This is a genomic window from Pseudomonas sp. NPDC087598, assembly GCF_044743525.1.
In the GTDB taxonomy this organism is placed as follows: Bacteria; Pseudomonadota; Gammaproteobacteria; order Pseudomonadales; family Pseudomonadaceae; genus Aquipseudomonas.
This window is the reverse complement of sequence record NZ_JBIUWQ010000070.1, coordinates 1-22,351: the sequence shown is the minus strand read 5'-3', so window position 1 is coordinate 22,351 and position 22,351 is coordinate 1. Positions and strand designations below refer to the sequence as shown.

Sequence of the window (22,351 nt, the reverse complement as noted above, 5' to 3'; positions counted from 1 at the left end):
CATCACGTCTGCCGTTGCACCGGGTACGTGCGTTACTACAACGCCACCCGCAACGTGCTGACCGATCTCGGCCTGGTCAAGGAGGGTTAAGCATGAAGCTATTACTGACCCGCCTGACCCTGGCGGTCGGGCTGGCTGCGCCGGTGGTATTTGCCCACGCCGACGATCAGGTCAAACGCGGCGAGTACCTCGCTCGCGCCGCCGACTGCATGGCTTGCCACACCGCTCCAGGCGGCGCGCCGTATGCCGGTGGCCTGCCGATCGTGTCGCCGTTCGGCACAATCTACGGTACCAACATCACCCCGAGCAAAGAGCACGGTATCGGTTTGTATAACGATGACGAGTTCTTCGCTGCACTGACCAAGGGCAAACGCCGTGACGGCGCGAACCTGTATCCGGCGATGCCGTACACCTCGTATCACTTGGTGCCACGGGAAGATTCGGACGCGATTCACGCGTACCTGAAAACCGTCGAGCCGATCGAGCGCGCAGCACCGGTCACCAGCCTGAGCTTTCCGTTCAACGTGCGTCTGGGCCTGATGGGCTGGAACATGATGTACGGCACCGACGTGAAGCTGGATTCCGGTGAAGGCAAAAGTGAAGCGTGGAAGCGCGGCCAATACATGGTCGACGTCCTCGGCCACTGCGGCGAATGCCACACGCCTCGCGGCCTGCCGGGCGCGATGCAAATGGACAAGCGCCTGACTGGCGGCATCCTCAATGGTTATCTGGCGCCGAGCCTGCTGGCCACTGACCTGGCGGCACGCGGCTGGAATCATCAGGACCTGAGCACATTCCTCAAGCACGGCATGAGCGCGCAAGGGACGATGTTCAACGAGATGTTCCCGGTGTTCCACAACAGCACTCAGGGTCTGAACGATCAGGATTTGGCAGCGATGGCGACCTTCCTGCTTGGCGATAAACCGCCGGCAGCCAAAGAACTCGCCGAAGTGCCGGTGGACAAGCTCAGTCCAAGTGCCCAGCGCGGCCGTCAGGAATACTTGAACGTCTGTGCCGGTTGCCACGCCGCCGGTGGTGAAGGCAAGCCGCACATCGCTGTGGCCATGCGTGGCAACACCACGCTGCGCCTGGAAGATCCGCGCAACCTGCTGCGGGTCATCGAGGACGGTATCGGCGAACAGAAGTTCGCAGGCTTCGAGCACATGCAGCCGATGCCGGGTTTCGCCGACAAGCTCAGTCCTGAACAGCTGACCGATCTGCTCAACTACCTGCGTCAGGGTTGGGGTGGGCAGTCCGCCGAGTTGGCGGTGAGCGAGGTGCAGAAGTTGCAGGCTGACGCACCGTCCATCGAGCACAAGGCGCACTGACATGCAGCATCTCGATCTACAGGTTGTGCGACGGGCGCTGGAGTGGTCGGTGGCGGGGCAGCGCATCTGGCTGTGCACCGTGCTGACCACCTACGGCTCGGCGCCGCGTGCGCCGGGTTCGCTGCTGGCAGTGAACGACGGCGGGCAGTGGATCGGGTCGCTGTCGGGTGGTTGCGTCGAAGAGGATTTCCTCGAGCGCGTTGCCGAAGGTGCGTTTCTCGATGCTGTCAACGTCGTGCGTTATGGCGAAGGCGATGATCCGCGCTCGCGGGTCAGCCTGCCTTGTGGCGGCATTCTCGATGTACTGGTAGAGAAATTTGACGCTGACTGTGACGTGCAGGCGCATCTGCGTGAATTGGAGTCGGCGCTGCTCGGTCAGCGTCGCTTGATTCGCGAGGTTGATCTGGCCAGTGGTGCGCGTGCCTTGTTTGCCGATCGCGAACAGGGCGCACGCATCGAGCGTGAGATTGATCGGGTGCGCATTCGTGTCGGCGCGGCTCAGCGTTTGTTGCTCGCGGGGTATTCCAGCGTGGCGCAGGCGTGTGCCGAGTTTGCCGTGGGGCTTGGCTTCGAGGTGATTCTCTGCGATCCGCGCGATGAAGTGCTCGAAGGTGTGGTGCTCGATGGCGTGGAGATTCGTCGACAATTGCCCTCGGTGTTTATTGCCGACGGTGGCTGCCATCGCGACACGGCGGTGGTGGCGCTGACCCACGATCCGCGCATTGACGATCTGGCGATGATGGAGGCGGTGCGCACCGAGGCGTTCTACATTGGCGTGATGGGCTCACAGCAGACATCGCAAAAGCGCTTCGAGCGTCTGCGGCGGATCGGCGGTCTGGGGGAGGGCGAGCTGGCGCGGATTCATGCGCCGATCGGGCTGAACCTGGGCAGCAAAACGCCTGCGGAAATCGCCTTGGCGGTGCTCGCGGACATCCTGAGGATTCGTAGCGGGATTGCCCGCGACCAACTCTGATACAGGCTTATATATCTACTTGTGGCGAGGGGATTTATCCCCGATGGATTGCGCAGCAGTCCCTTCTTCGAGGAGGACGCTGCGCGACCCATCGGGGATAAATCCCCTCGCCACAGTTGTTTCACGGTCAGTCAGAAGCCCAGTTTATCGCGCAACCCGTAATACCAGGCCCCCAGCGCCGCAAATGGCGTGCGCAGCAACTGCCCACCCGGAAACGGGTAATGCGGCAAATCAGCAAACGCATCAAAACGCTCAGCCTGCCCGCGCAACGCCTCGGCCAGTACCTTGCCAGCCAGATGTGTGTACGTCACGCCGTGGCCGCTGCAACCTTGCGAGTAATAGATGTTGTCACCCAGGCGACCAACCTGCGGCAAACGCGACAGCGTCAGCAGGAAGTTTCCGGTCCAGGCGTAATCAATCTTCACGTCCTTGAGCTGCGGGAAGGCCTTGAGCATTTTCGGGCGAATGATCGCTTCGATATTCGCCGGATCCCGCGCGCCATACACCACACCGCCGCCGAAGATCAGGCGCTTGTCGCCCGTCAGACGGTAGTAGTCGAGCAGGTAATTGCAGTCTTCCACGCAGTAATCCTGCGGCAGCAGCGCTTTCGCCAGCTCCTCACCCAGCGGCTCGGTGGTGATCACCTGCGTGCCGCATGGCATCGATTTGGCCGCCAATTCCGGCACCAGATTGCCTAGGTAGGCGTTGCCGGCGACGATGATGAACTTGGCCCTGACCTTGCCTTGTGGCGTGTGCACCACCGGATTGGCCCCGCGCTCGATGCGCACGGCCGGCGATTGCTCATAGATAGTGCCACCGAGTGATTCAACCGCAGCCGCTTCGCCAAGCGCCAGGTTCAGCGGATGAATATGCCCGCCGCTCATGTCGAGCATGCCGCCGACGTACTGATCGCACGCCACGACTTCGCGGATGCGGCGTTGATCAAGCAGCTCAAGCTGCGTATGACCAAAGCGCTCCCACAGGCGCTTCTGCGATTCCAGGTGCCCCATCTGCTTGGCCGTGATGGCAGCGAACACGCCGCCATCTTTCAGGTCGCACTGAATGTTGTACCTGGCCACGCGCTCACGAATGATCCGGCCGCCCTCAAAAGCCATCTGCCCGAGCAGTTGCGCTTGCTTCGGGCCGACGCTGCGCTCGATCACGTCGATATCACGGCTATAGCTGTTGACGATCTGGCCGCCGTTGCGACCCGATGCGCCGAAGCCGACCTTGGCCGCTTCCAGCACGGTCACGCGAAAACCGTTCTCCAGCAGAAACAGGGCAGAGGACAGCCCGGTATACCCGGCGCCAATCACACAGACATCCGTCTCCACATCATCCTGCAAGGCCGGACGTGGCGGTACGGCATTGGCCGACGCCGCGTAATAAGACTCTGGGTAAGGGGTGTTCGCCATCCTGCAGCCTCTGTTTAATATATTTTACGAGTGCGCCGATCCTACCCGAGTTGAAAAACCTCCGCCAGCCACCGGAAAAATCTTCTTCGCTGGCCTGAAATTAAATATTTTGCATATTCATAGGGTTAGGTGAAAAAAAGGTGTTGACACCCCTCCGGAATTCCGTAGAATGCCGCCTCACAGCAGGCACGTAGCTCAGTTGGTTAGAGCACCACCTTGACATGGTGGGGGTCGTTGGTTCGAGTCCAATCGCGCCTACCAAACAAAATCCGCTCTGCTGGGCGGTCTAGAAGGGCTCACCGAAAGGTGGGCCCTTTTTTGTTGTCTGCGATTTGCAAAACTTTTGCAAAACCCCTCCGAATGCATTTCAAAACATCGGGCAGGTCACGGGCACTTAAAATCCCAGGCATCAATAACCAGATCTTCTATTTCTTCGCCAGTAGTCGTTATGCCCAGGCATTCCTTGTTTTTCCTGTAATGGAATTGGCAGTACTGCACTCCCTGCGTGCATCGCTCGACTTCCGTAATGCCCCTATTTAAAAGTTCTACCGCAGTGCCGACAGGCTGCCTCTCTTTCGGCGCACCCGGTCTCCAGCCGTTCTTGATCAATGTACTTCGCGCCGATAAAAACGGCATGCCTTCTTTGACTGGAATCTCTGTAGCGCAGGCAATGGCACTGGAGAGGCAAAGCAAAATGCAAGCGCCAAGAAAGGATCTCACTGTTCGCAGCGCCCTCACTCTCTCTCGGGGCATTCGAAATTCCATGAGTAGATCTTCATGTCTTTGATCTCTTCGCCCACTGTCGCTACGCCGAGGCAGGTTTGGTCTTTCAAATAGTAGAAACTGCAGAATTGAATGCCCATCGTGCAGGATTCAATTTCAATGAAGCCTTTTCTTATCAGGATGGTTTCGACCCCGATTCTTTCTGAATCGGTTGGATTCGGCTTCCAGCCATTCTGAATCAAGGCGCGCCTGGCACTTGTAAATGACATCCCCTCTTTAATTGGTACCTCCGTGGCGTTCACAAAAAAACTTGCACAGCATAAGAAGCCGATGAGGGGCCATGTGCTGACACCGCTAATGATGAGGGCGTGTCCCTGCGCAGTTTTCAGTGGGGTGATTGCCGTGAGCGAGCGTTGTCCATGAGCGGGATGCTTCATTGTTTTGCGGTCCTTGCTGATTTGCGTGCGAATGATCCGGTGGGTGCGGATGATGGTCAACTAGCGTTGCGGGGAGGGCTTCGGTTATCAGGCGTAAAGTCGCCGTTCGTCACCAGCACCCTTTAAAAAAGTGTGGATATTGAATGGCTTACGAGTGTTACTAACCAGCCGGTTATCGAAAAAATGTTGTTACCTTCGGGATAAATCAGTAACATCCGCTCCGCGTTCACCACCACGGTTTATGCATTTTTAAATCCCAAGCTTCCATCAGCTGCTTGGGATTTTTTTTGCCTGCGATTTGGCTGTCGCAGCGCCTTGTCTTTCTTCCGCTGATCCTGTGCGGGCAAATCCCTACTTTTTCGACTACTACTGACTGGCCGATTTCCAACTCTTTCCGAAGGAGTGTGTCGATGCTGGTTCACTGGTTTCTCGCGGCTATCCATCTATTGGCTTTTGCCTTGGGTTTTTGGGCGGTGCTTACGCGCGGTACAGCGTTCCGCCGGTTGGCGGCCGGAACGGGGGAGGCCGGGCGGGTGCTGCTCGCCGATAACTTATGGGGAATTTCTGCGCTGATCCTGCTGGTGACGGGTGGGATGCGCGCATTTGGCGGGTATGAGAAAGGTACTGACTATTATCTTCATCAGCCGCTGTTTCATCTGAAGATGACGCTGTTGGTGCTCATTCTGCTGATTGAGCTCGCCCCGATGATCACGCTGGTCAAATGGCGGGTCGCATCTGCGCGCGGTGCGGCACTCGATACCGGGCGTGCGAAGTTGTACGCACGAATCAGTCATGTCGAGGCGTTGCTGCTGGTGTTGATGGTGATAGCCGCCACAGGCATGGCGCGTGGCGTGACATTCGGCTAGGAAGGCGAATTCCCTGCGCTCTATCGGAAATGTCCGACAGCCAGCCCTAAAAATGGCGGGTAATATCGCTCGGCAACAAAGGATAGGGATGCGGCAAAGAGTTGGATGGGAAGGAGGTCGCGTGTCAGGCGCCGTGCCCAACAGAGTGGGGAGCGGATGGCAATACGGCGCGTGTATCTCTAGCCAGTCATTACACGAGGCAAACGAACTGGCTACTGACTGCAATGCGACTCAGGGAGTTTGTGGCTTGTCCGGGGCGGTCAGGCCAGCCTGAATGCGCTGGTAAATCTCTTCACGATGCACGGCAACGTTTTTCGGAGCGTTGATGCCGATTCGTACTTGCTGGCCGCTAACGCCCAGAATGGTGATGGTGATGTCATCACCGATGTTTATGCTTTCACCGACTTTGCGGGTGAGTATCAGCATGGTCTTCTCCTTGATTGCTTTGTAGGGCACCTGATTCAGACAGTGCAGAGGTCGGTGGTACGTATAGATTAGTGCGAAGTCTCACGGTTTGGGTGCCTCTTTCTGACGCGCAGACGCGGCATTAATTCCCAGGGCGTAACTATACAGAGGCTGCAATCATCAATCTCGTTGTTTTGTGCCCATTTTGCGGGGCTCGCGAAGTATTTATGAATGATAAGATCGCCGCTTTGAGATTTTCGAGGAAAGCGTTGTGCGCAAATTGGTCTGGATGGTCGCGGCACTGGCATTGGCAGGATGTGGTGAAGGCAAGAGTGTAGACGCGCAGAAACCGAAAACGACAGTCGCGAGCGCTCCTGCGGTTGCCTCTGCCCCTCAATGGGACCTTGAGGTGCGCGGTGAAACGCCTCAGGCCGTCAGTGACCTGAGCGGCTGGTTGATCGAACATGCTTTCGTTCCGACGGTCATCAAGGACAGCAGCGGTAAAACGCGGATTCTGATTGGCCCGTTCAACTCCCAGGCCGAGGCCGAAGCTCGCAAGGTGCAAGTGGATGCTGCTCTGGTGAAGGCGAAAAAGCAGAATGTCGAATCCGTGTTGGTTGAGCATCCGCTCACGCCATAAGCGATTCATTTGGTGGAGCTGCCTAAAGGTTATCAACTGCGATTCGTTCCTATTGAAGTCGCTGATGATTTCCAGAAGGAGCTCCCCATGGCCTCCGCCAATCCCTACAAGTTGTTCGATGTCACTTTGCATCGTAAAACACAGTTGAGCCCGCATATGATGCGGATCACTCTTTCCGGCCCGCCGGTCAATGAAATGGCTACTTGGGCGCCGGATCAACGGGTGAAGCTGTTTTTCCCTGCCGCCGACGGTTCGCAATCACGACTTTCTCAAGGTGAAGGTTGGTACGCCCGCTTCCGGGCGATGCTGGCGGATCGACGTCCTGCGATGCGCACCTACACAATCCGGCACCTGCGCGCTGAACAGGGCGAAGTGGATATCGATTTCGTCCTGCATGGTGAGACCGGCCCGGCATCGCGTTGGGCACTACGGGCTCAACCCGGTGAGTCGATGCAGATCCTTGCGCCCGACAGTCATTTCTCGGCGCAGGATGCCGGTGGGTTCGAATGGAAGCCGCCACAAATTCTCAAGCAGGTTCTACTCGTCGCCGACGCCACCGCGTTGCCGGCTGCCATGGGTATTCTCGATGAGTTGGCGGCGCTCTATGAGCCGCCGCAAGTCCAGGCATTCTTTGAGGTGGATAGCGCGCAGGACATGCTTGCCGTTCCTGACTGGCCGGGGCTGTCAGTGCAGTGGTTGATCCGTGATCAGTCGGGTGAAACCGTCGCCGGAGCGCTGATGGTTGAGGCGGTGCGCGGGGCAACGCTGCCCGTTCATGCGTCGTCAGAGGGGCGTGCAGTCGAGCTGGCCGATGTCGACATCGACAAGGATATTCTCTGGGAAATTGCCGATACCGCCCCTGAAGGATTTTACGGTTGGGTCGCCGGTGAAAGTGCGGCAGTGATGAGCTTGCGCAAGTACCTCATCAAGGAGTGCGGCATTCCTCGTGAGTCGCTCAATCTGATGGGGTACTGGCGCCACAACAAGTCTGGAAGCTAGTCACAAAAAAGGCCTCGAACATAACATTCGAGGCCTTTCTTTTTTACGCTGCGATCAGCCGCAGGCTTTCATATTCACCGGGCCGACAAACTCATTGCCGCGCCCCATCACGCACGCCACGCTCTGATTGCGCTGACGTTCCCAGTCTTGCACCGGATAAGTCTTGTCCCACGCCTCATACAATTGCCGATCCTGTTTCGACAGGCGCAAGCCGTACTGCTTGCTCATGTAGAAATAGGTGCGTGCGATCATGCCGCGAATCGAAGGGCGGGGCATGACCTTCTTGGCCTTGAAGTCGACTTGGGTCAGGCACGAACCGTACTGACCGGATTGCACCGGCAACCAGCCGTAGCTGAAGTTGCTGCGGTCGCCGTTGACCTCGCCAATACTCGGAACCAGGTTGTGCAGGTCGGCTTCAGCCTTTTGATAAGTCGGGTCATAGCGCGTGCAGTTCTTGCGTCCGCCTTCCTGCCAGCATTGGCGCTGGTGACCAAACTGCCAGGCCGGGACGATGTGCTCCCACTCGATGCGCGAGGCACGCTTGGCGTTTTTGCGCGGTACGTAACCGCACGCCTTCAGATCAACCTTGTTGCCGGTGTATTTGCACCCGCAATAAAACTCGGTGGACTGCGGTGCATACAGTTTCCACGCGACCTTCTTGGCTTCTGTGAATGTGCGGGGCGCGCCAGCCTGGGCACCCATGGTGATGAACAGCAGCAACAAAGCAAAACAGCGGACAATCATTGAATCAGTCTTCCTTCGGCACAACCCAAAAAATCTGCACGCCGCCATCGTCTCGATAGGCGAGGGTGACGTTGTCGTTCTCGTCGATTTCCTCGAGCAGGCGCTCCCACTCATCCACCGGTTCGTCCGGCAAGCGGAAGATCAATGCGGCTTTGGCTTTTTGTGCAGTGGGGGAATTGATGATTTTTTGAACGCGCATACCCATGCGTTCATAAGCGTCAGGAGCATCAGGGGAGGTGGCCACGAGGTTATCCTTATTAAGCTGTACGTGCATACAGTATTTAACTGTAAGCATTTTCGCAACTGCTTAAAATTCAAGAAAATCCTCTGACAGCAGTTTTCCGATTTTGGTGTGAGCTGTGTCGAGTTTTTTGTAGGAGGAGTGCGTGCGAGCTGTAGGCGACGCTCCATTCACCAGGCGGGTGAATGGAGCGAAGAGTGCCCGACCAGGACTGATCGGGCGAAGGACAATCAGTATTCCCAGAACATGCGTTGCAGTTCTTTGCTGTCGTTGGTTTTGGTCAGGGCGACCATCGCCAGGATGCGGGCCTTTTGCGGGTTCAGGTCGTGAGCGACAACCCAGTCGTACTTGTCGTCAGGCTGTTCGGCGTTACGCAGAACGAAACCGCCAGCGTTGACGTGAGACGAGCGGATGATCTGCACGCCATCCTTGCGCAGTTGCTGCAGAGCCGGAACTACGCGGGACGATACCGAGCCGTTGCCGGTGCCGGCGTGAATGATGGCTTTGGCGCCGGACTGGGCGAGTGCCTTGTAGGCGGTATCGCTTACGTTGCCGTAGGAATAGGCGATCTCTACGTCAGGAAGGCTCTTGATGTTTTTGATGTCGAATTCCGAGTCCATGGTGTGACGCTTGGCCGGCAAGCGGAACCAGTAGGACTTGCCTTCAACCACCATGCCCAGTGGACCCCAAGCGCTTTTGAACGCCTCGGTCTTGATGTTGATCATTTTGCTGACGTCGCGACCGGACTGGATTTCATCGTTCATGGTCACCAGTACGCCTTTGCCGCGTGCTTCTTTGCTGCTGGCCACGGCCACGGCGTTGTACAGGTTGAGCATGCCGTCAGCCGACATGGCGGTGCCTGGGCGCATGGAGCCGACAACGATGATCGGCTTGTCGGTCTTCTCGACCAGATTCAGGAAGTAAGCGGTTTCTTCCAGAGTGTCGGTACCGTGGGTGATGACGATGCCGTCAACGTCTTTGCTGTCGGCCAGTTCGGCGACGCGACGGCCCAGTTGCAGCAGATTGTCGTTGGTGATGCTTTCCGAGGCGATCTGCATGACTTGTTCGCCACGCACATTGGCCAGTTTGCTCAATTCAGGAATGCCGGCGATCAGTTGTTCCACGCCGACTTTGGCAGCCTGATAAGTGGCGCTGTTGGCGGCACTGGCGCCAGCGCCGGCGATGGTGCCGCCAGTGGCGAGCACTACAACGTTGGCAAGTTTGGTCTGTGACTCGACTTCTTTTGCCTGAAGGGCAGTAGGCAGGAGTAAAAGGAGGGCCAAAGCGCCCGGAACGAAGTTTTTCAAAGCAGATGTCATTATTTTTCTCTCTAGTAGTGAGACGGTGCTGGTGCAGGTTCATCTAGATGCACCTCGCGCTGATCTGGATGCGCGGGGTACGGTGAAGGGAGCAGGATCTGTACCAGCCATACTTTGCGCGAGAGAAATGTTTAAGTTGATGATTTACATCAGTATTTTATGATTCGACAGGATTTTTGGTGAATCGTTTATCCGGATTTCCGAACAATGGGTGCTTTCGCGTTCGGCTCACCGAAAAGGACTACTGCATCTGTCGAACACGTCGGGTTGTCGGTTGTGGATTCCCTGCTAAAGAATCCTCCGCGCAGGCCGATGGGTGTTAAAGGAAACTAAACTCTAGGGAGTTCACATGTCACTGACGATCGGTCTTTCAAATCCCGGTGCGGTCACCATTGGCGGCAAAACCGCAGCGACGATCAATGCAATAAGTGCAGCAGAAGCGGAAGCTTCCGCCGAAGCGTTGGGCACCGAAAAAGAAGAGAGTAATCAAGTCAGAACCGGTGGTCCTGCGCAGGAAGAGAGCAAGACGGAAAGCAGCGATAATCTCAGCATTACCGTCAAGATGCTGCTGAAGCGAATGCAGGAATTGCAGAAGCAAATGCAGGAGCAGCAACAGCAACTCGCTGCCGCGCAGGCTGCGAGCTATCCGACGCCAGAGGCCAAGTCGCAGGCGGTCATGTCCATTCAGGGGCAGATCGCGCAAACCAGCGGCGAAATGATGGAGGTCTCGGCGGCGCTGCTGAAAGAGATGTCCAAAGGTTCCAGCAGCGGAAAACTGGTCAGCACCACGGCATAAACAGCGACGGGGCGGATCAGCAGATTCGCCCTACACTAAATGACGACTTCTGATTGTTGACAAATGTCGGCGGGATTCTCATAGTTCGGTCTACGCAAACGTTTGCGCGACGTCTCCGGGACATCGGCTAACTCGACGTAGCTTACGCCGACGCAAGCGTTGCTCACAATAATCATAAGATCGGAGTGAACCCATGAAGCTGCCATTCGCTGGACGTCTTCTTGCTGTCGCTATGCTGGCTGCCACAGCCGCTGCACTACCTGTCTCTTCGGCGTTCGCCGAATCCCCTGAAAAGCCCAAAGTCGCACTGGTCATGAAGTCCCTGGCCAACGAATTCTTCCTGACCATGGAAGATGGTGCCAAGGCCTACCAGAAAGAACACTCTGCCGATTTCGACCTGATCTCCAACGGCATCAAGGATGAAACCGACACCGCGGGCCAGACCCGCATCGTCGAGCAAATGATTCTGGCCAAAGTCAATGCGCTGGTCATCGCGCCTTCCGACTCCAAGGCCATGGTGCCGGTGATCAAGAAAGCCGTCGACGCCGGTATTACCGTGATCAACATCGACAACCAGCTCGATCCCGCAATCGTCAAAAGCAAAAACATCAGCGTGCCATTCGTAGGCCCGGACAACCGCAAAGGTGCGCGTCTGGTCGGTGAATACCTGGCCAAGCAGCTCAAGGCTGGTGACGAAGTCGGCATCATTGAAGGCGTGTCGACGACGACCAATGCCCAGCAGCGTACCGCTGGTTTCAAGGATGCGATGGACGCGGCGCAAATCAAGGTTGTTTCCCTGCAGTCCGGCGACTGGGAAATCGACAAAGGCAACAAGGTTGCCGCTTCGATTCTCAGCGAATACCCGGAAGTCAAAGCGTTGCTGGCGGGTAACGACAGCATGGCCGTCGGTGCCGTTTCCGCCGTTCGCGCCGCCGGCAAGGCAGGCCAGGTGCAGGTCGTCGGTTACGACAACATCAATGCCATCAAGCCAATGTTGAAGGATGGTCGCGTACTGGCGACTGCCGACCAATATGCAGCCAGGCAAGCCGTGTTCGGCATCGAGACCGCGCTGAAAATCATCAAGGGCGAGAAGGTCGACAGCGGTGCCAATGGCGTGATCGAAACGCCGGTCGAACTGGTCACCAAGTAAGTCCTCTGGCGACACAACGGCGCTCGTCCGTCCGGGCGAGCGCATGGAGATTTTTATGTCAGTTTCCGCCCCGAACGCTGTCCTCTCGGTCAGCGGTATCGGTAAGACCTATGCGCAACCGGTGCTCACCGGCATCGATTTGACGCTGATGCGCGGTGAAGTGCTGGCGCTCACTGGCGAGAATGGCGCCGGTAAAAGCACTCTTTCCAAGATCATTGGCGGTCTGGTCACCCCGACCACGGGCCAGATGCAGTTTCAGGGCAAGGAATATCGCCCGGGCAGCCGCACCCAGGCTGAAGATCTCGGCGTACGCATGGTCATGCAAGAACTCAATCTGTTGCCGACGCTGTCGGTGGCGGAGAACCTGTTTCTCGATAATCTGCCGAGCAATGGCGGCTGGATCAGCCGCAGGCAATTGCGTAAAGCGGCAATCGAGGCCATGGCTCAGGTCGGTCTCGACGCGATTGATCCGGATACCCTGGTCGGCGAATTGGGGATCGGGCATCAGCAGATGGTCGAAATCGCGCGCAACCTGATCGGCGATTGCCATGTGCTGATTCTCGACGAACCCACTGCGATGCTGACGGCGCGTGAAGTTGAAATGCTCTTTGAGCAGATCACTCGTTTGCAGGCGCGCGGCGTCTCGATCATTTACATTTCCCACCGCCTCGAAGAACTGTCCCGCGTTGCCCAGCGCATTGCCGTGCTGCGTGACGGCAACCTGGTCTGCGTCGAGCCGATGGCCAATTACAACAGTGAGCAACTGGTCACGCTGATGGTGGGTCGTGAACTGGGTGAGCACATCGACATGGGCCCGCGCAAGATTGGCGCACCGGCATTGACGGTCAACGGTCTGACGCGTTCCGACAAGGTGCGCGACGTCTCGTTCGAAGTGCGCGCCGGGGAAATCTTCGGAATTTCCGGGCTGATCGGGGCAGGGCGCACGGAATTGCTGCGGCTGATTTTCGGTGCCGATGTCGCCGACAGCGGCACGATATCTTTGGGCTCGCCCGCACAGGTCGTGAGTGTTCGATCGCCCGTTGATGCGGTACGCAATGGCATCGCGTTGATCACCGAAGACCGCAAGGGTGAAGGCTTGCTGCTCAGTCAGTCGATCAGCGCCAACATTGCGCTGGGTAACATGCCGGAAATCTCCAGTGGCGGTTTCGTCAACAATGGCGACGAGATCGCCTTGGCGCAGCGGCAGATCGACGCCATGCGCATCCGCAGTTCGAGCCCGACACAACTGGTGTCGGAACTGTCCGGGGGGAACCAGCAGAAGGTCGTGATCGGCCGCTGGCTGGAGCGTGATTGTTCGGTGCTGTTGTTCGATGAGCCGACTCGAGGCATCGACGTCGGCGCCAAGTTCGACATCTATGCCTTGCTCGGTGAACTGACTCGCCAGGGTAAAGCGCTGGTGGTGGTCTCCAGTGACCTGCGTGAATTGATGCTGATCTGCGACCGGATCGGCGTGCTGTCCGCAGGGCGTCTGATCGATACCTTCGAGCGCGACAGCTGGACCCAGGATGATTTGCTTGCCGCCGCGTTCGCCGGCTACCAAAAACGTGATGCGTTGCTCAACGAAGCGGCGCCTAGGGATCTCCCATGAAAACTGCATCTTCTGCCGGCAAACGTAGTGGCAATTTTTACGGACTGGGTACTTATCTGGGGCTGGCCGGTGCCTTGGTGGCGATGGTCGCGCTGTTCTCGGTCTTGAGCAGCCACTTTCTGTCCTATAACACCTTCAGCACCCTGGCCAACCAGATTCCCGATTTGATGGTGCTGGCGGTCGGCATGACCTTTGTGTTGATCATCGGCGGCATCGATCTTTCGGTGGGTTCGGTGCTGGCATTGGCGGCATCAACGGTCAGTGTCGCCATTCTCGGCTGGGGCTGGAGCGTTTTGCCGGCGGCGTTGCTGGGTATGGCGGTAGCGGCTCTGGCCGGCACCGTCACCGGTTCGATCACTGTTGCCTGGCGGATTCCATCGTTCATCGTATCCCTCGGCGTGCTGGAAATGGCTCGCGGCCTGGCGTACCAGATGACTGGCTCGCGCACGGCTTACATCGGTGATTCTTTTGCCTGGCTGTCGAACCCGATCGCGTTCGGTATCTCGCCTTCGTTCATCATCGCCTTGCTGGTGATTTTCATTGCCCAGGCGGTGTTGACCCGCACCGTGTTTGGTCGCTACCTGATCGGTATCGGCACCAATGAAGAGGCCGTGCGGCTGGCGGGGATCAATCCGAAACCCTACAAGATTCTGGTGTTCAGCCTGATGGGGCTGTTGGCCGGTATCGCTGCGCTGTTCCAGATTTCTCGTCTGGAAGCGGCTGACCCGAACGCCGGCTCCGGTCTCGAGTTGCAAGTGATTGCCGCCGTGGTGATCGGCGGTACCAGTCTGATGGGCGGGCGCGGTTCGGTGATCAGCACGTTCTTTGGGGTGTTGATCATTTCCGTTCTGGCTGCGGGTCTGGCGCAGATCGGTGCGACCGAACCGACCAAACGCATCATCACCGGTGCGGTCATCGTTATCGCCGTGGTGCTCGACACCTATCGCAGTCAACGCGCAAGTCGACGAGGCTGAACCATGGCAACAATCAAGGATGTGGCCGCCCTCGCGGGGATTTCCTACACGACTGTGTCTCACGTGGTGAACAACACGCGGCCGGTCAGCCAGGAAGTGCGGCGCAAAGTTGAGGCGGCAATCAAGAGCCTCGACTATGTGCCGAGCGCGGTGGCGCGCTCGTTGAAAGCCAAGACCACCGCTACCATTGGTCTTTTGGTGCCCAACAGCCTCAACCCGTACTTCGCCGAACTGGCGCGGGGCATCGAGGATTACTGCGAGCGTAACGGCTATTGCGTGATCCTCTGCAACTCCGATGACAACCCGGAAAAGCAGCGCAGCTATTTGCGCGTGTTGCTGGAAAAACGCATCGATGGGTTGATCGTCGCTTCGGCGGGCGGTGACAGTGGTTTGGCGCAGGGGCTGGCCGGGGTCAAGACACCCATGGTGATTGTCGACCGTGGCCTCGACGGCGTGGATGCCGATCTGGTGCGCATCGACCACGAATACGGCGCGTACCTCGCGACCCGCCATCTGCTGGAGCTTGGCCACCGCGACATCGCAACGATCGGTGGCCCGGCGAGCACCAGCGTGGCGCAGATGCGTCAGGCCGGATATTGCCGGGCGCTGAAAGAGGCGGGTATAGAAGTGCGTCAGGCGCGCATGCTGGAAAGTGATTTCACCAGTACCGGTGGCTACAACGCGGCGGCGATCCTGCTCGAAAGCAACCCGCCGAGCGCGATTTTCGCCGGTAACGACATGATCGGTATCGGTGTGCTGCGCGCAGCGGCAGAGCGCAATGTGCGAGTACCGAGCGATCTGTCGGTGATCGGCTTCGACGATATCCAGATGAGCCGTTACGTCTATCCCGCACTCACTACCGTCGGCCAGTCAATCCTGCAGTTGGGAGAAATGGCGGCGGAAGTGCTGCTGCGAAGGCTTGCGACTCCGACCCTGGGCACGGATCAGCGGATCGTGACCCCGAGTATTGTCCTGCGCGAGTCCACCGCGCCGCTGTCCGGCGTGTTCACCGAATATCGCTGAAACCGAATTGACGAGTAATGATGTATGCCAGCAAATGTAGTGGTAATAGGCAGCCTGAACATGGACCTGGTGACCCGGGCGCCACGGCTGCCCCGGGGCGGTGAAACGCTGATCGGTCATTCCTTTGCCACCGTGTCCGGCGGCAAGGGTGCCAATCAGGCAGTGGCTGCCGCGCGACTGGGGGCACAAGTGGCGATGGTCGGTTGCGTCGGCGATGACGACTATGGCGTGCAATTGCGCGATGCCTTGCTGGCTGAGCAGATTGACTGCCAGGCGGTGAGCGTCGTCGAGGATTCCAGTGGTGTGGCGTTGATCGTGGTCGATGACAACAGCCAGAACGCCATCGTGATTGTCGCCGGAGCCAACGGCGCAATGACGCCAGCGGTGATCGACCGCTTCGACGCCGTATTACAGGCTGCCGACGTGGTCATCTGTCAGCTTGAAATTCCCGATGCGACGGTGGGTCATGCGCTCAAACGTGCACGTGCGCTGGGCAAAACCGTGATCCTCAATCCGGCGCCAGCCAGTCGCCCGCTGCCATCGGACTGGTTTGCGGCCATCGATTATCTGATTCCCAATGAAAGCGAAGCCGCCGCATTGAGCGGCTTGCCGGTCGACTCGCTGGAAACCGCAGAAACCGCAGCAAGCCACTTGATCGCGATGGGGGCGGGCAAAGTCATCATCACCCTTGGTGCCGAAGGTTCCTTGTTCGCCAACGGCAAGGGTTTCGAGCATTTTCCTGCCCCGAAAGTGAAAGCAGTCGATACCACGGCGGCCGGGGACACCTTTGTCGGTGGTTTCGCCGCAGCGCTGGCCGCTGGCAAGTCCGAGGCCGAAGCGATTCGCTACGGGCAGATTGCCGCTGCATTGTCAGTGACTCGCGCTGGCGCGCAGCCTTCTATCCCAACAATGTCCGACGTACAGGCCTTTAAACCCGCATGAAAAAGACTCCTCTGCTGAATGTCGCGCTGTCGCGGCTGATCGCCTCCCTGGGCCATGGCGACATGGTGGTCATCGGTGACGCCGGGTTGCCGGTGCCGCCCGGTGTCGAACTGATCGATCTGGCGCTGACCCACGGCGTCCCTGATTTCGTCACTACGTTGAAAGTGCTGCTCAGCGAAATGCAGGTGGAAAGCCATGCGCTGGCCAAAGAGATTTTCGACAAACAGCCGACAGCGCTCACCACGCTGGAGGCGTTGAATGAAGAGGGCGCACTGGGGCGTCGCGATCTGCTCAGTCACGACCAATTCAAGGTTCTCAGCCGACAGGCCCGAGCGATTGTTCGTACAGGCGAATGTCAGCCGTACTGCAACATCGTTCTGGTCGCCGGGGTTACGTTCTGATTTTCGATTTCATCTGCACAAGGAATGCGCCATGCAACGCTATGCTCAAAAACTGCATCAACTGGTCCGGAGTCTGCTGCTTTTGTCCGTGATAACTGCAACCGGCGCTCATGCGGCGGAAAAAATCGACCTGATCATCGACACCGATCCGGGTGCCGACGACGTGGTCGCCTTGCTGTTCGCCCTGGCCTCGCCGGACGAACTGAACATTCGTGCGCTGACCACCGTGGCCGGCAACGTGCGCCTCGACAAGACCTCGCGTAATGCGCGTCTGGCGCGCGAGTGGGCAGGGCGCGAAGATGTGCCGGTCTATGCCGGTGCGCCGAAACCGCTGATGCGTACGCCGATTTACGCCGAGAACATCCATGGCAAGGAAGGCCTGTCGGGTGTCACCGTGCATGAGCCGAAAAAGGGCCTGGCTGAAGGCAATGCGGTCAACTACTTGATCGATACCTTGAAAAAAGCCAAGCCGCACAGCATCACCATCGCCATGCTGGGTCCGCAGACCAACCTGGCGCTGGCGCTGATCCAGGAGCCCGAAATTGTTCAGGGCATCAAGGAAGTGGTGATCATGGGTGGCGCGCACTTCAACGGTGGCAACATCACCCCGGTGGCCGAATTCAACCTGTTTGCCGATCCGCAAGCGGCTGAAGTGGTACTCAAGAGCGGCGTGAAGTTGACCTATCTGCCGCTGGATGTAACCCACAAGATTCTCACCAGCGATGCGCGCCTTAAACAGATTGCTGCGCTCAACAACAATGCGAGCAAGATTGTCGGCGACATCCTCAACGAGTACATCAAAGGGGATATGGAGCATTACGGCATCCCGGGCGGCCCGGTGCATGACGCAACCGTCATCGCTTACCTGCTGAAGCCGGAACTGTTTACCGGTCGCTCGGTTAACGTGGCTATTGATAGCCGTGAAGGGATCACTTTCGGTCAGACCGTCGTTGATTGGTACGACGGCCTGAAACAGCCGAAAAATGCATTCTGGGTCGAGAATGGCGATGCGCAAGGCTTCTTCGATCTGCTGACCGAACGCCTGAAACGCCTGAAGTAATGCCAAGACCCGCAGGTGCCAGCCTGCGGGTCGTTACTCTCTTTCGGTGTCCGGCGCGCCCTTGTGGTCGTGCTGATACCTCTCGAACACCTGGGCGATAAACGTTTGCGCGCCTTGTGTTCCCATCGTCTTGACCAGCAGATCAATGCTGATCAATGCCAGCTCTTCCGAACTGCCCGGGCTATACGAACTGTGCCCCTTCGGCCACAAGACTTTAATGTCGGCGGTGATGCTTACGGTGCTCATGAGTGCGCTCGAAAAGTCGGGAATGTACGGGAACGAGTTAACCACTTTGTCGCTCGTTTGGCACTGCGACTTAGGCATGAGCGCAGCGCTATGCGACACTTGGTCTTTTCCGGCTTATCCAAGGATCGTGCTGTGCAGATCGATTTGAATACCCCCGACGGCCTTACGCTTGATGCGGTACGCCAGTTGCTCGCTTTGGCCAGTGATGACGAACACGCTCAACTGCGAGTGACCAAGGGCGGTATTGCCTATATTTCTTCAGGCGTGACGGGCGGTCAGGACATCGATGGTCTGTCGTTTCGTCTGGAAACCTGGGCCAAAGGCTCGGGCTACGTGGGAAATGTCGCGGCCAGCGACGAGGTGTGGGTGATGCAGATTTTCAATGCGCTCAAAGACAACTGGCCGAATCCACCTTACGACTACATCGACGTTTACTGAACTCGTTAATATTCAGTCACGATTGATTGATGAAAGGGCGAGTGCTGCTCAGGCACACTCGGCGTTTTTCCGGTCGTGGGGCAGAGTGATGGCATTTGTCATGAAACCAAACGCCGCATTGGCGGTCGCACGATCTCAGCTTAATCATTTGAAAGAAAGGAGGCTTCATGCCTTTGAAGTTCGCGACACTGGGTGCACTTATGGCCGCTGCCATGTTGGCCGGTTGCAGTACGACCTCCAGCGAGTCGGCAAAGGATCCCGTGGCACCAGAAGCTGGTAGCCGCTGTGAAGCGACGGCAGCGGAGTTCGCCATTGGCAAGAAAGCTTCGCCCGCATTGTTGGAGCAGGCCCGAGCGAAAGCCGGTGCGCAAAACGCACGCTTCCTCAAGCCCGATGACATGATCACTCTGGAATACCGCTCTGACCGCCTGAACCTGAACACCGACAACGGCCTGGTGGTTACTCGTGTCAACTGCGGCTGATCGCCGAGCGCTTTTGTTACAGGCATAAAAAACCCCGTCACATGGACGGGGTTTTTTTAGTGCGCCGAGAAATTACTCTGGGCGAACCTGTGCAGCTTGCATACCCTTTTGGCCTTTCTCAGCCACGAAGGAAACGGTCTGGCCTTCTTTCAGGCTTTTGAAACCGTCGGATTCGATAGCTTTGAAGTGTACGAACAGGTCGTCACCGCCACCTTGAGGAGTGATGAAGCCGAAGCCTTTTTCATCGTTGAACCACTTAACGGTGCCGGTTTGGCGATTAGACATGGTGTATCTCCAAGAAACATATATTTTTCAGTACTGTGCTGCTCAGGCCAACTGGGCACACCCGGGTATCATAGTCGAAATGTTCGCTTTGGTAGCCCCCCGGACGTGCTGTTTGCTTTCATATTGCATTCATTTCGATGTCTGAAATGTCTGCAGGCCCCGGTTTGCGGGGCTTCAAGCTGAAAAACGAGGCTGTAAAAAAAGCTATAAATCCTTCGTAAAATATCGGATTCAGCTTCTTTTTCGCTGTTTTCAGCCTCTTAAGCGCTGCAAAATTCAGCGAATCGACCTTATTTCTGAACGCGGCAAACCGAGATTTCTTTCAGTGCGCGCTGGCCCAGTTCACCGCTTGGTGGAGTGTTCTTGTCCATCAGTTGCGCGATCTCTTGCGTGGTGAATTTCTTCTCCAGGACATCGGCGCCGCAGGTGCAGTGCTGTTTGGCGACGGTTGGGTTGACGCTTTGGCTGGCAGCTTTGGTGCAGTCATCCATGTATTGGGCTTTGACGCCCGCAGGCCACGCCGCGTGAGCGCTCAGTGGCAGCAGCAATGCCAGGGGGGCGGCGAAGGCAAAAAGTCGGATAAGGCGCATTTCTGAAACTCCTTGGATTGATATCGGCGACGATTCTCAGCCTATTTGAGGCAAAGCGTACATGCCAAGTTCACTTTGTGCCGCAAAAATGGGCAAATCGTCATTGCCTCTAATCCTGCGCATCGATGACCACTCATCTGTGCTAGCATGCCGGGCTCAAGCGTTTACAGGCACCGGATGACTTTCTGTCCCGGCTGCGGTCAGCGTGCGAAATATTCTGATTTGAATCCCAGTCACTCTGGTTCGGTTTTCCGGTTGGCCGCAAGGCTCCTGCCGCTGTAAGGCAGGCGTTCGTCATTGAATGGCCTGGATCGGATCTTGTACTGGCTCATCCCAACCCACGTGACCTTTGGTAGGGGTCACCACTAGGAGAGGAGGCGCCATGCCAACTATTACTCTTCCCGACGGCAGTCAACGTTCATTCGATCACCCGGTTTCAGTAGCCGAGGTCGCCGCATCCATTGGTGCCGGTCTGGCCAAAGCCACCCTGGCCGGCAAGGTCAATGGCAAGCTGGTTGACGCCAGCGACATCATCGACAGCGACGCTACGCTGCAAATCATCACGCCAAAGGATGAAGAGGGGCTGGAGATCATTCGCCACTCTTGCGCCCACCTGGTTGGCCATGCGGTCAAGCAGTTGTACCCGACTGCCAAAATGGTGATCGGGCCGGTCATCGATGAAGGCTTCTATTATGACATCGCCTTCGAGCGTCCTTTTACTCCGGACGACATGGCCGCCATCGAACAGCGCATGCAGCAGCTGATCGAGAAAGATTACGACGTTATCAAGAAGGTCACTCCGCGCGCCGAAGTGATCGAAGTGTTCAAGGCCCGTGGCGAAGACTACAAGCTGCGCCTGGTCGAGGACATGCCGAACGAGCAGGCGATGGGCCTGTACTATCACGAAGAATACGTCGACATGTGCCGCGGTCCGCACGTGCCGAACACTCGTTTCCTGAAATCCTTCAAACTGACCAAGCTGTCGGGCGCCTACTGGCGCGGCGACGCCAAAAACGAGCAGTTGCAGCGCGTTTACGGCACCGCTTGGGCAGACAAGAAGCAGCTGGCGGCTTACATCCAGCGCATCGAAGAAGCTGAAAAGCGCGATCACCGCAAGATCGGCAAGCGTCTTGGCCTGTTCCACACCCAGGAAGAATCCCCGGGCATGGTGTTCTGGCACCCGAACGGCTGGACTCTGTACCAGGTGCTCGAGCAGTACATGCGCAAGATCCAGCGCGACAACGGCTATCTCGAGATCAAGACGCCGCAAGTGGTTGACCGTAGCCTGTGGGAGAAATCCGGGCACTGGGCCAACTACGCCGACAACATGTTCACTACACAGTCGGAAAACCGCGATTACGCCATCAAGCCGATGAACTGCCCATGCCACGTGCAGGTGTTCAATCAGGGTCTGAAGAGCTACCGCGAGCTGCCAATGCGTCTGGCCGAGTTCGGTGCCTGCCACCGTAACGAGCCGTCGGGTGCGTTGCACGGCATCATGCGTGTGCGTGCGTTCACTCAGGATGACGCCCACATCTTCTGCACCGAAGAGCAGATGCAGGCCGAGTCCGCTGCATTCATCAAGCTGACCATGGACGTTTATCGCGACTTCGGTTTTACCGATGTCGAAATGAAACTGTCCACTCGTCCGGAAAAACGCGTCGGTTCCGACGAACTGTGGGATCGCGCTGAAGCGGCACTCGCTGCAGCCCTTGATTCTGCGGGCCTGCCATACGATCTGCAGCCGGGTGAGGGTGCATTCTACGGCCCGAAGATCGAGTTCTCGCTGAAAGATTGCCTCGGTCGCGTCTGGCAATGTGGTACCTTGCAGCTCGATTTTAACCTGCCTGTCCGTTTGGGCGCTGAATACGTCTCTGAAGACAACAGCCGCAAACACCCGGTGATGTTGCACCGCGCGATCCTCGGTTCCTTCGAGCGTTTCGTCGGGATTTTGATCGAGCACTACGAAGGTGCATTCCCTGCGTGGCTCGCGCCAACCCAGGCGGTGATCATGAATATCACTGATAAACAGGCAGATTTTGTTGCAGAAGTAGAAAAAACTCTCAACGAAAGCGGATTTCGTGCCAAGTCCGACTTGAGAAATGAAAAGATCGGCTTTAAAATCCGCGAGCATACTTTGCTCAAGGTTCCCTATCTTTTGGTTATCGGAGATAAGGAAGTCGAGATGCAGACTGTCGCTGTGCGGACTCGAGAAGGTGCTGACCTGGGCTCGATGCCCGTCGCCCAGTTCGCTGAGTTTCTCGC

General features: G+C 57.5%; 25 protein-coding genes, 1 tRNA gene and 1 pseudogene. 18 read left to right on the top strand and 9 right to left on the bottom strand.

Features of this window, described 5'->3' with window-relative positions:
* The 3 genes and pseudogenes from ACIOWE_RS26385 to ACIOWE_RS26375 all read left to right on the top strand — a co-directional run.
* Positions 1-90, top strand: a pseudogene (locus tag ACIOWE_RS26385) ((2Fe-2S)-binding protein); the annotation flags it as partial.
* A gap of 2 nt (positions 91-92) precedes the next feature.
* The gene (locus ACIOWE_RS26380; protein ID WP_401397604.1) at positions 93-1,328 is read left to right on the top strand and encodes a c-type cytochrome; all 1,236 of its coding nucleotides are present in this window, start codon (positions 93-95) and stop codon (positions 1,326-1,328) included.
* 1 nt (position 1,329) lies between these two features.
* Positions 1,330-2,301, top strand: a complete 972-nt coding sequence (locus ACIOWE_RS26375; protein ID WP_401397601.1) for an XdhC family protein — start codon at positions 1,330-1,332, stop codon at positions 2,299-2,301.
* Positions 2,302-2,432: 131 nt separating this feature from the next.
* On the opposite strand, the gene ACIOWE_RS26370 is transcribed toward ACIOWE_RS26375, so the two are convergent.
* Entirely contained in the window at positions 2,433-3,716 is a 1,284-nt protein-coding gene (locus ACIOWE_RS26370; RefSeq protein ID WP_401397598.1) for an NAD(P)/FAD-dependent oxidoreductase, read from the bottom strand.
* Between the two features lie 184 nt (positions 3,717-3,900).
* On the opposite strand from ACIOWE_RS26370, the gene ACIOWE_RS26365 reads away from it, so the two are divergent.
* Positions 3,901-3,977: transfer RNA gene (locus ACIOWE_RS26365), tRNA-Val, on the top strand.
* 473 nt (positions 3,978-4,450) lie between these two features.
* Here ACIOWE_RS26365 and ACIOWE_RS26360 read toward each other — a convergent pair.
* Positions 4,451-4,936, bottom strand: coding sequence for a hypothetical protein (locus ACIOWE_RS26360; RefSeq protein ID WP_401397595.1), 486 nt, complete (start codon positions 4,934-4,936; stop codon positions 4,451-4,453).
* A gap of 350 nt (positions 4,937-5,286) precedes the next feature.
* Between ACIOWE_RS26360 and ACIOWE_RS26355 the strand changes: the two genes are divergently transcribed.
* Positions 5,287-5,742, top strand: coding sequence for a DUF2214 family protein (locus ACIOWE_RS26355; protein WP_401397593.1), 456 nt, complete (start codon positions 5,287-5,289; stop codon positions 5,740-5,742).
* A gap of 231 nt (positions 5,743-5,973) precedes the next feature.
* Here the strand turns inward: ACIOWE_RS26355 and csrA are convergent, their stop codons facing one another.
* Complete coding sequence (gene csrA, locus ACIOWE_RS26350) at positions 5,974-6,168, bottom strand: carbon storage regulator CsrA (RefSeq protein WP_003179932.1); 195 nt, start codon at positions 6,166-6,168, stop codon at positions 5,974-5,976.
* 250 nt (positions 6,169-6,418) lie between these two features.
* On the opposite strand from csrA, the gene ACIOWE_RS26345 reads away from it, so the two are divergent.
* Both ACIOWE_RS26345 and ACIOWE_RS26340 read left to right on the top strand, forming a co-directional pair.
* Positions 6,419-6,787, top strand: a complete 369-nt coding sequence (locus ACIOWE_RS26345) for an SPOR domain-containing protein (RefSeq protein WP_401397590.1) — start codon at positions 6,419-6,421, stop codon at positions 6,785-6,787.
* Between the two features lie 87 nt (positions 6,788-6,874).
* Positions 6,875-7,786 carry a siderophore-interacting protein gene (locus ACIOWE_RS26340; RefSeq protein ID WP_401397588.1) on the top strand — a complete coding sequence of 304 codons (912 nt, stop codon included), beginning with the start codon at positions 6,875-6,877 and terminating at the stop codon, positions 7,784-7,786.
* A 54-nt stretch (positions 7,787-7,840) separates the two neighbouring features.
* Here the strand turns inward: ACIOWE_RS26340 and ACIOWE_RS26335 are convergent, their stop codons facing one another.
* From ACIOWE_RS26335 to ACIOWE_RS26325, 3 genes are all read right to left on the bottom strand, one after another.
* Positions 7,841-8,530: an endonuclease gene (locus ACIOWE_RS26335; RefSeq protein ID WP_201227151.1), complete on the bottom strand. Its 690-nt coding sequence runs from the start codon at positions 8,528-8,530 to the stop codon at positions 7,841-7,843.
* Positions 8,531-8,534: 4 nt separating this feature from the next.
* Entirely contained in the window at positions 8,535-8,804 is a 270-nt protein-coding gene (locus ACIOWE_RS26330; protein ID WP_371807423.1) for a DUF1654 domain-containing protein, read from the bottom strand.
* A gap of 197 nt (positions 8,805-9,001) precedes the next feature.
* On the bottom strand, positions 9,002-10,090 hold the full coding sequence (locus ACIOWE_RS26325; protein WP_401397586.1) for an asparaginase: 1,089 nt from the start codon (positions 10,088-10,090) through the stop codon (positions 9,002-9,004).
* 349 nt (positions 10,091-10,439) lie between these two features.
* Between ACIOWE_RS26325 and ACIOWE_RS26320 the strand changes: the two genes are divergently transcribed.
* The 8 genes from ACIOWE_RS26320 (at position 10,440) to ACIOWE_RS26285 (ending at position 18,045) form a co-directional block, all read left to right on the top strand.
* Positions 10,440-10,886: a hypothetical protein gene (locus ACIOWE_RS26320; protein WP_401397583.1), complete on the top strand. Its 447-nt coding sequence runs from the start codon at positions 10,440-10,442 to the stop codon at positions 10,884-10,886.
* Positions 10,887-11,079: 193 nt separating this feature from the next.
* On the top strand, positions 11,080-12,036 hold the full coding sequence (locus ACIOWE_RS26315) for a sugar ABC transporter substrate-binding protein (protein WP_401397580.1): 957 nt from the start codon (positions 11,080-11,082) through the stop codon (positions 12,034-12,036).
* Positions 12,037-12,091: 55 nt separating this feature from the next.
* Positions 12,092-13,645: a sugar ABC transporter ATP-binding protein gene (locus ACIOWE_RS26310; RefSeq protein ID WP_401397577.1), complete on the top strand. Its 1,554-nt coding sequence runs from the start codon at positions 12,092-12,094 to the stop codon at positions 13,643-13,645.
* Complete coding sequence (locus ACIOWE_RS26305) at positions 13,642-14,619, top strand: ABC transporter permease (RefSeq protein ID WP_201239051.1); 978 nt, start codon at positions 13,642-13,644, stop codon at positions 14,617-14,619. The genes ACIOWE_RS26310 and ACIOWE_RS26305 overlap by 4 nt, the downstream gene beginning before the upstream one ends.
* A gap of 3 nt (positions 14,620-14,622) precedes the next feature.
* Positions 14,623-15,642 (top strand): LacI family DNA-binding transcriptional regulator, encoded by a 1,020-nt coding sequence (locus ACIOWE_RS26300; protein ID WP_401397573.1) that lies wholly within the window; start codon positions 14,623-14,625, stop codon positions 15,640-15,642.
* Positions 15,643-15,666: 24 nt separating this feature from the next.
* On the top strand, positions 15,667-16,584 hold the full coding sequence (rbsK, locus tag ACIOWE_RS26295; RefSeq protein ID WP_401397570.1) for a ribokinase: 918 nt from the start codon (positions 15,667-15,669) through the stop codon (positions 16,582-16,584).
* A complete protein-coding gene (gene rbsD, locus ACIOWE_RS26290; RefSeq protein ID WP_103304890.1) occupies positions 16,581-16,985 on the top strand; it encodes a D-ribose pyranase in 405 nt (134 codons plus the stop codon). The genes rbsK and rbsD overlap by 4 nt, the downstream gene beginning before the upstream one ends.
* A gap of 31 nt (positions 16,986-17,016) precedes the next feature.
* Positions 17,017-18,045, top strand: a complete 1,029-nt coding sequence (locus ACIOWE_RS26285) for a nucleoside hydrolase (RefSeq protein ID WP_201239047.1) — start codon at positions 17,017-17,019, stop codon at positions 18,043-18,045.
* 33 nt (positions 18,046-18,078) lie between these two features.
* On the opposite strand, the gene ACIOWE_RS26280 is transcribed toward ACIOWE_RS26285, so the two are convergent.
* The gene (locus tag ACIOWE_RS26280; protein ID WP_401397567.1) at positions 18,079-18,291 is read right to left on the bottom strand and encodes a hypothetical protein; all 213 of its coding nucleotides are present in this window, start codon (positions 18,289-18,291) and stop codon (positions 18,079-18,081) included.
* A 132-nt stretch (positions 18,292-18,423) separates the two neighbouring features.
* On the opposite strand from ACIOWE_RS26280, the gene ACIOWE_RS26275 reads away from it, so the two are divergent.
* Together ACIOWE_RS26275 and ACIOWE_RS26270 are read left to right on the top strand one after the other, a co-directional pair.
* The gene (locus ACIOWE_RS26275) at positions 18,424-18,729 is read left to right on the top strand and encodes a hypothetical protein (protein WP_401397565.1); all 306 of its coding nucleotides are present in this window, start codon (positions 18,424-18,426) and stop codon (positions 18,727-18,729) included.
* A 167-nt stretch (positions 18,730-18,896) separates the two neighbouring features.
* Positions 18,897-19,211: an I78 family peptidase inhibitor gene (locus tag ACIOWE_RS26270; RefSeq protein ID WP_401397562.1), complete on the top strand. Its 315-nt coding sequence runs from the start codon at positions 18,897-18,899 to the stop codon at positions 19,209-19,211.
* Between the two features lie 72 nt (positions 19,212-19,283).
* Here ACIOWE_RS26270 and ACIOWE_RS26265 read toward each other — a convergent pair whose 3' ends face one another.
* Together ACIOWE_RS26265 and ACIOWE_RS26260 are read right to left on the bottom strand one after the other, a co-directional pair.
* A complete protein-coding gene (locus ACIOWE_RS26265; RefSeq protein ID WP_003179963.1) occupies positions 19,284-19,496 on the bottom strand; it encodes a cold-shock protein in 213 nt (70 codons plus the stop codon).
* Between the two features lie 290 nt (positions 19,497-19,786).
* Entirely contained in the window at positions 19,787-20,086 is a 300-nt protein-coding gene (locus ACIOWE_RS26260) for a hypothetical protein (RefSeq protein WP_201239044.1), read from the bottom strand.
* 382 nt (positions 20,087-20,468) lie between these two features.
* Here ACIOWE_RS26260 and thrS point away from each other — a divergent pair.
* The coding region (gene thrS / locus ACIOWE_RS26255) for a threonine--tRNA ligase (protein ID WP_401397559.1) at positions 20,469-22,351 on the top strand (1,883 nt) is incomplete at its 3' end.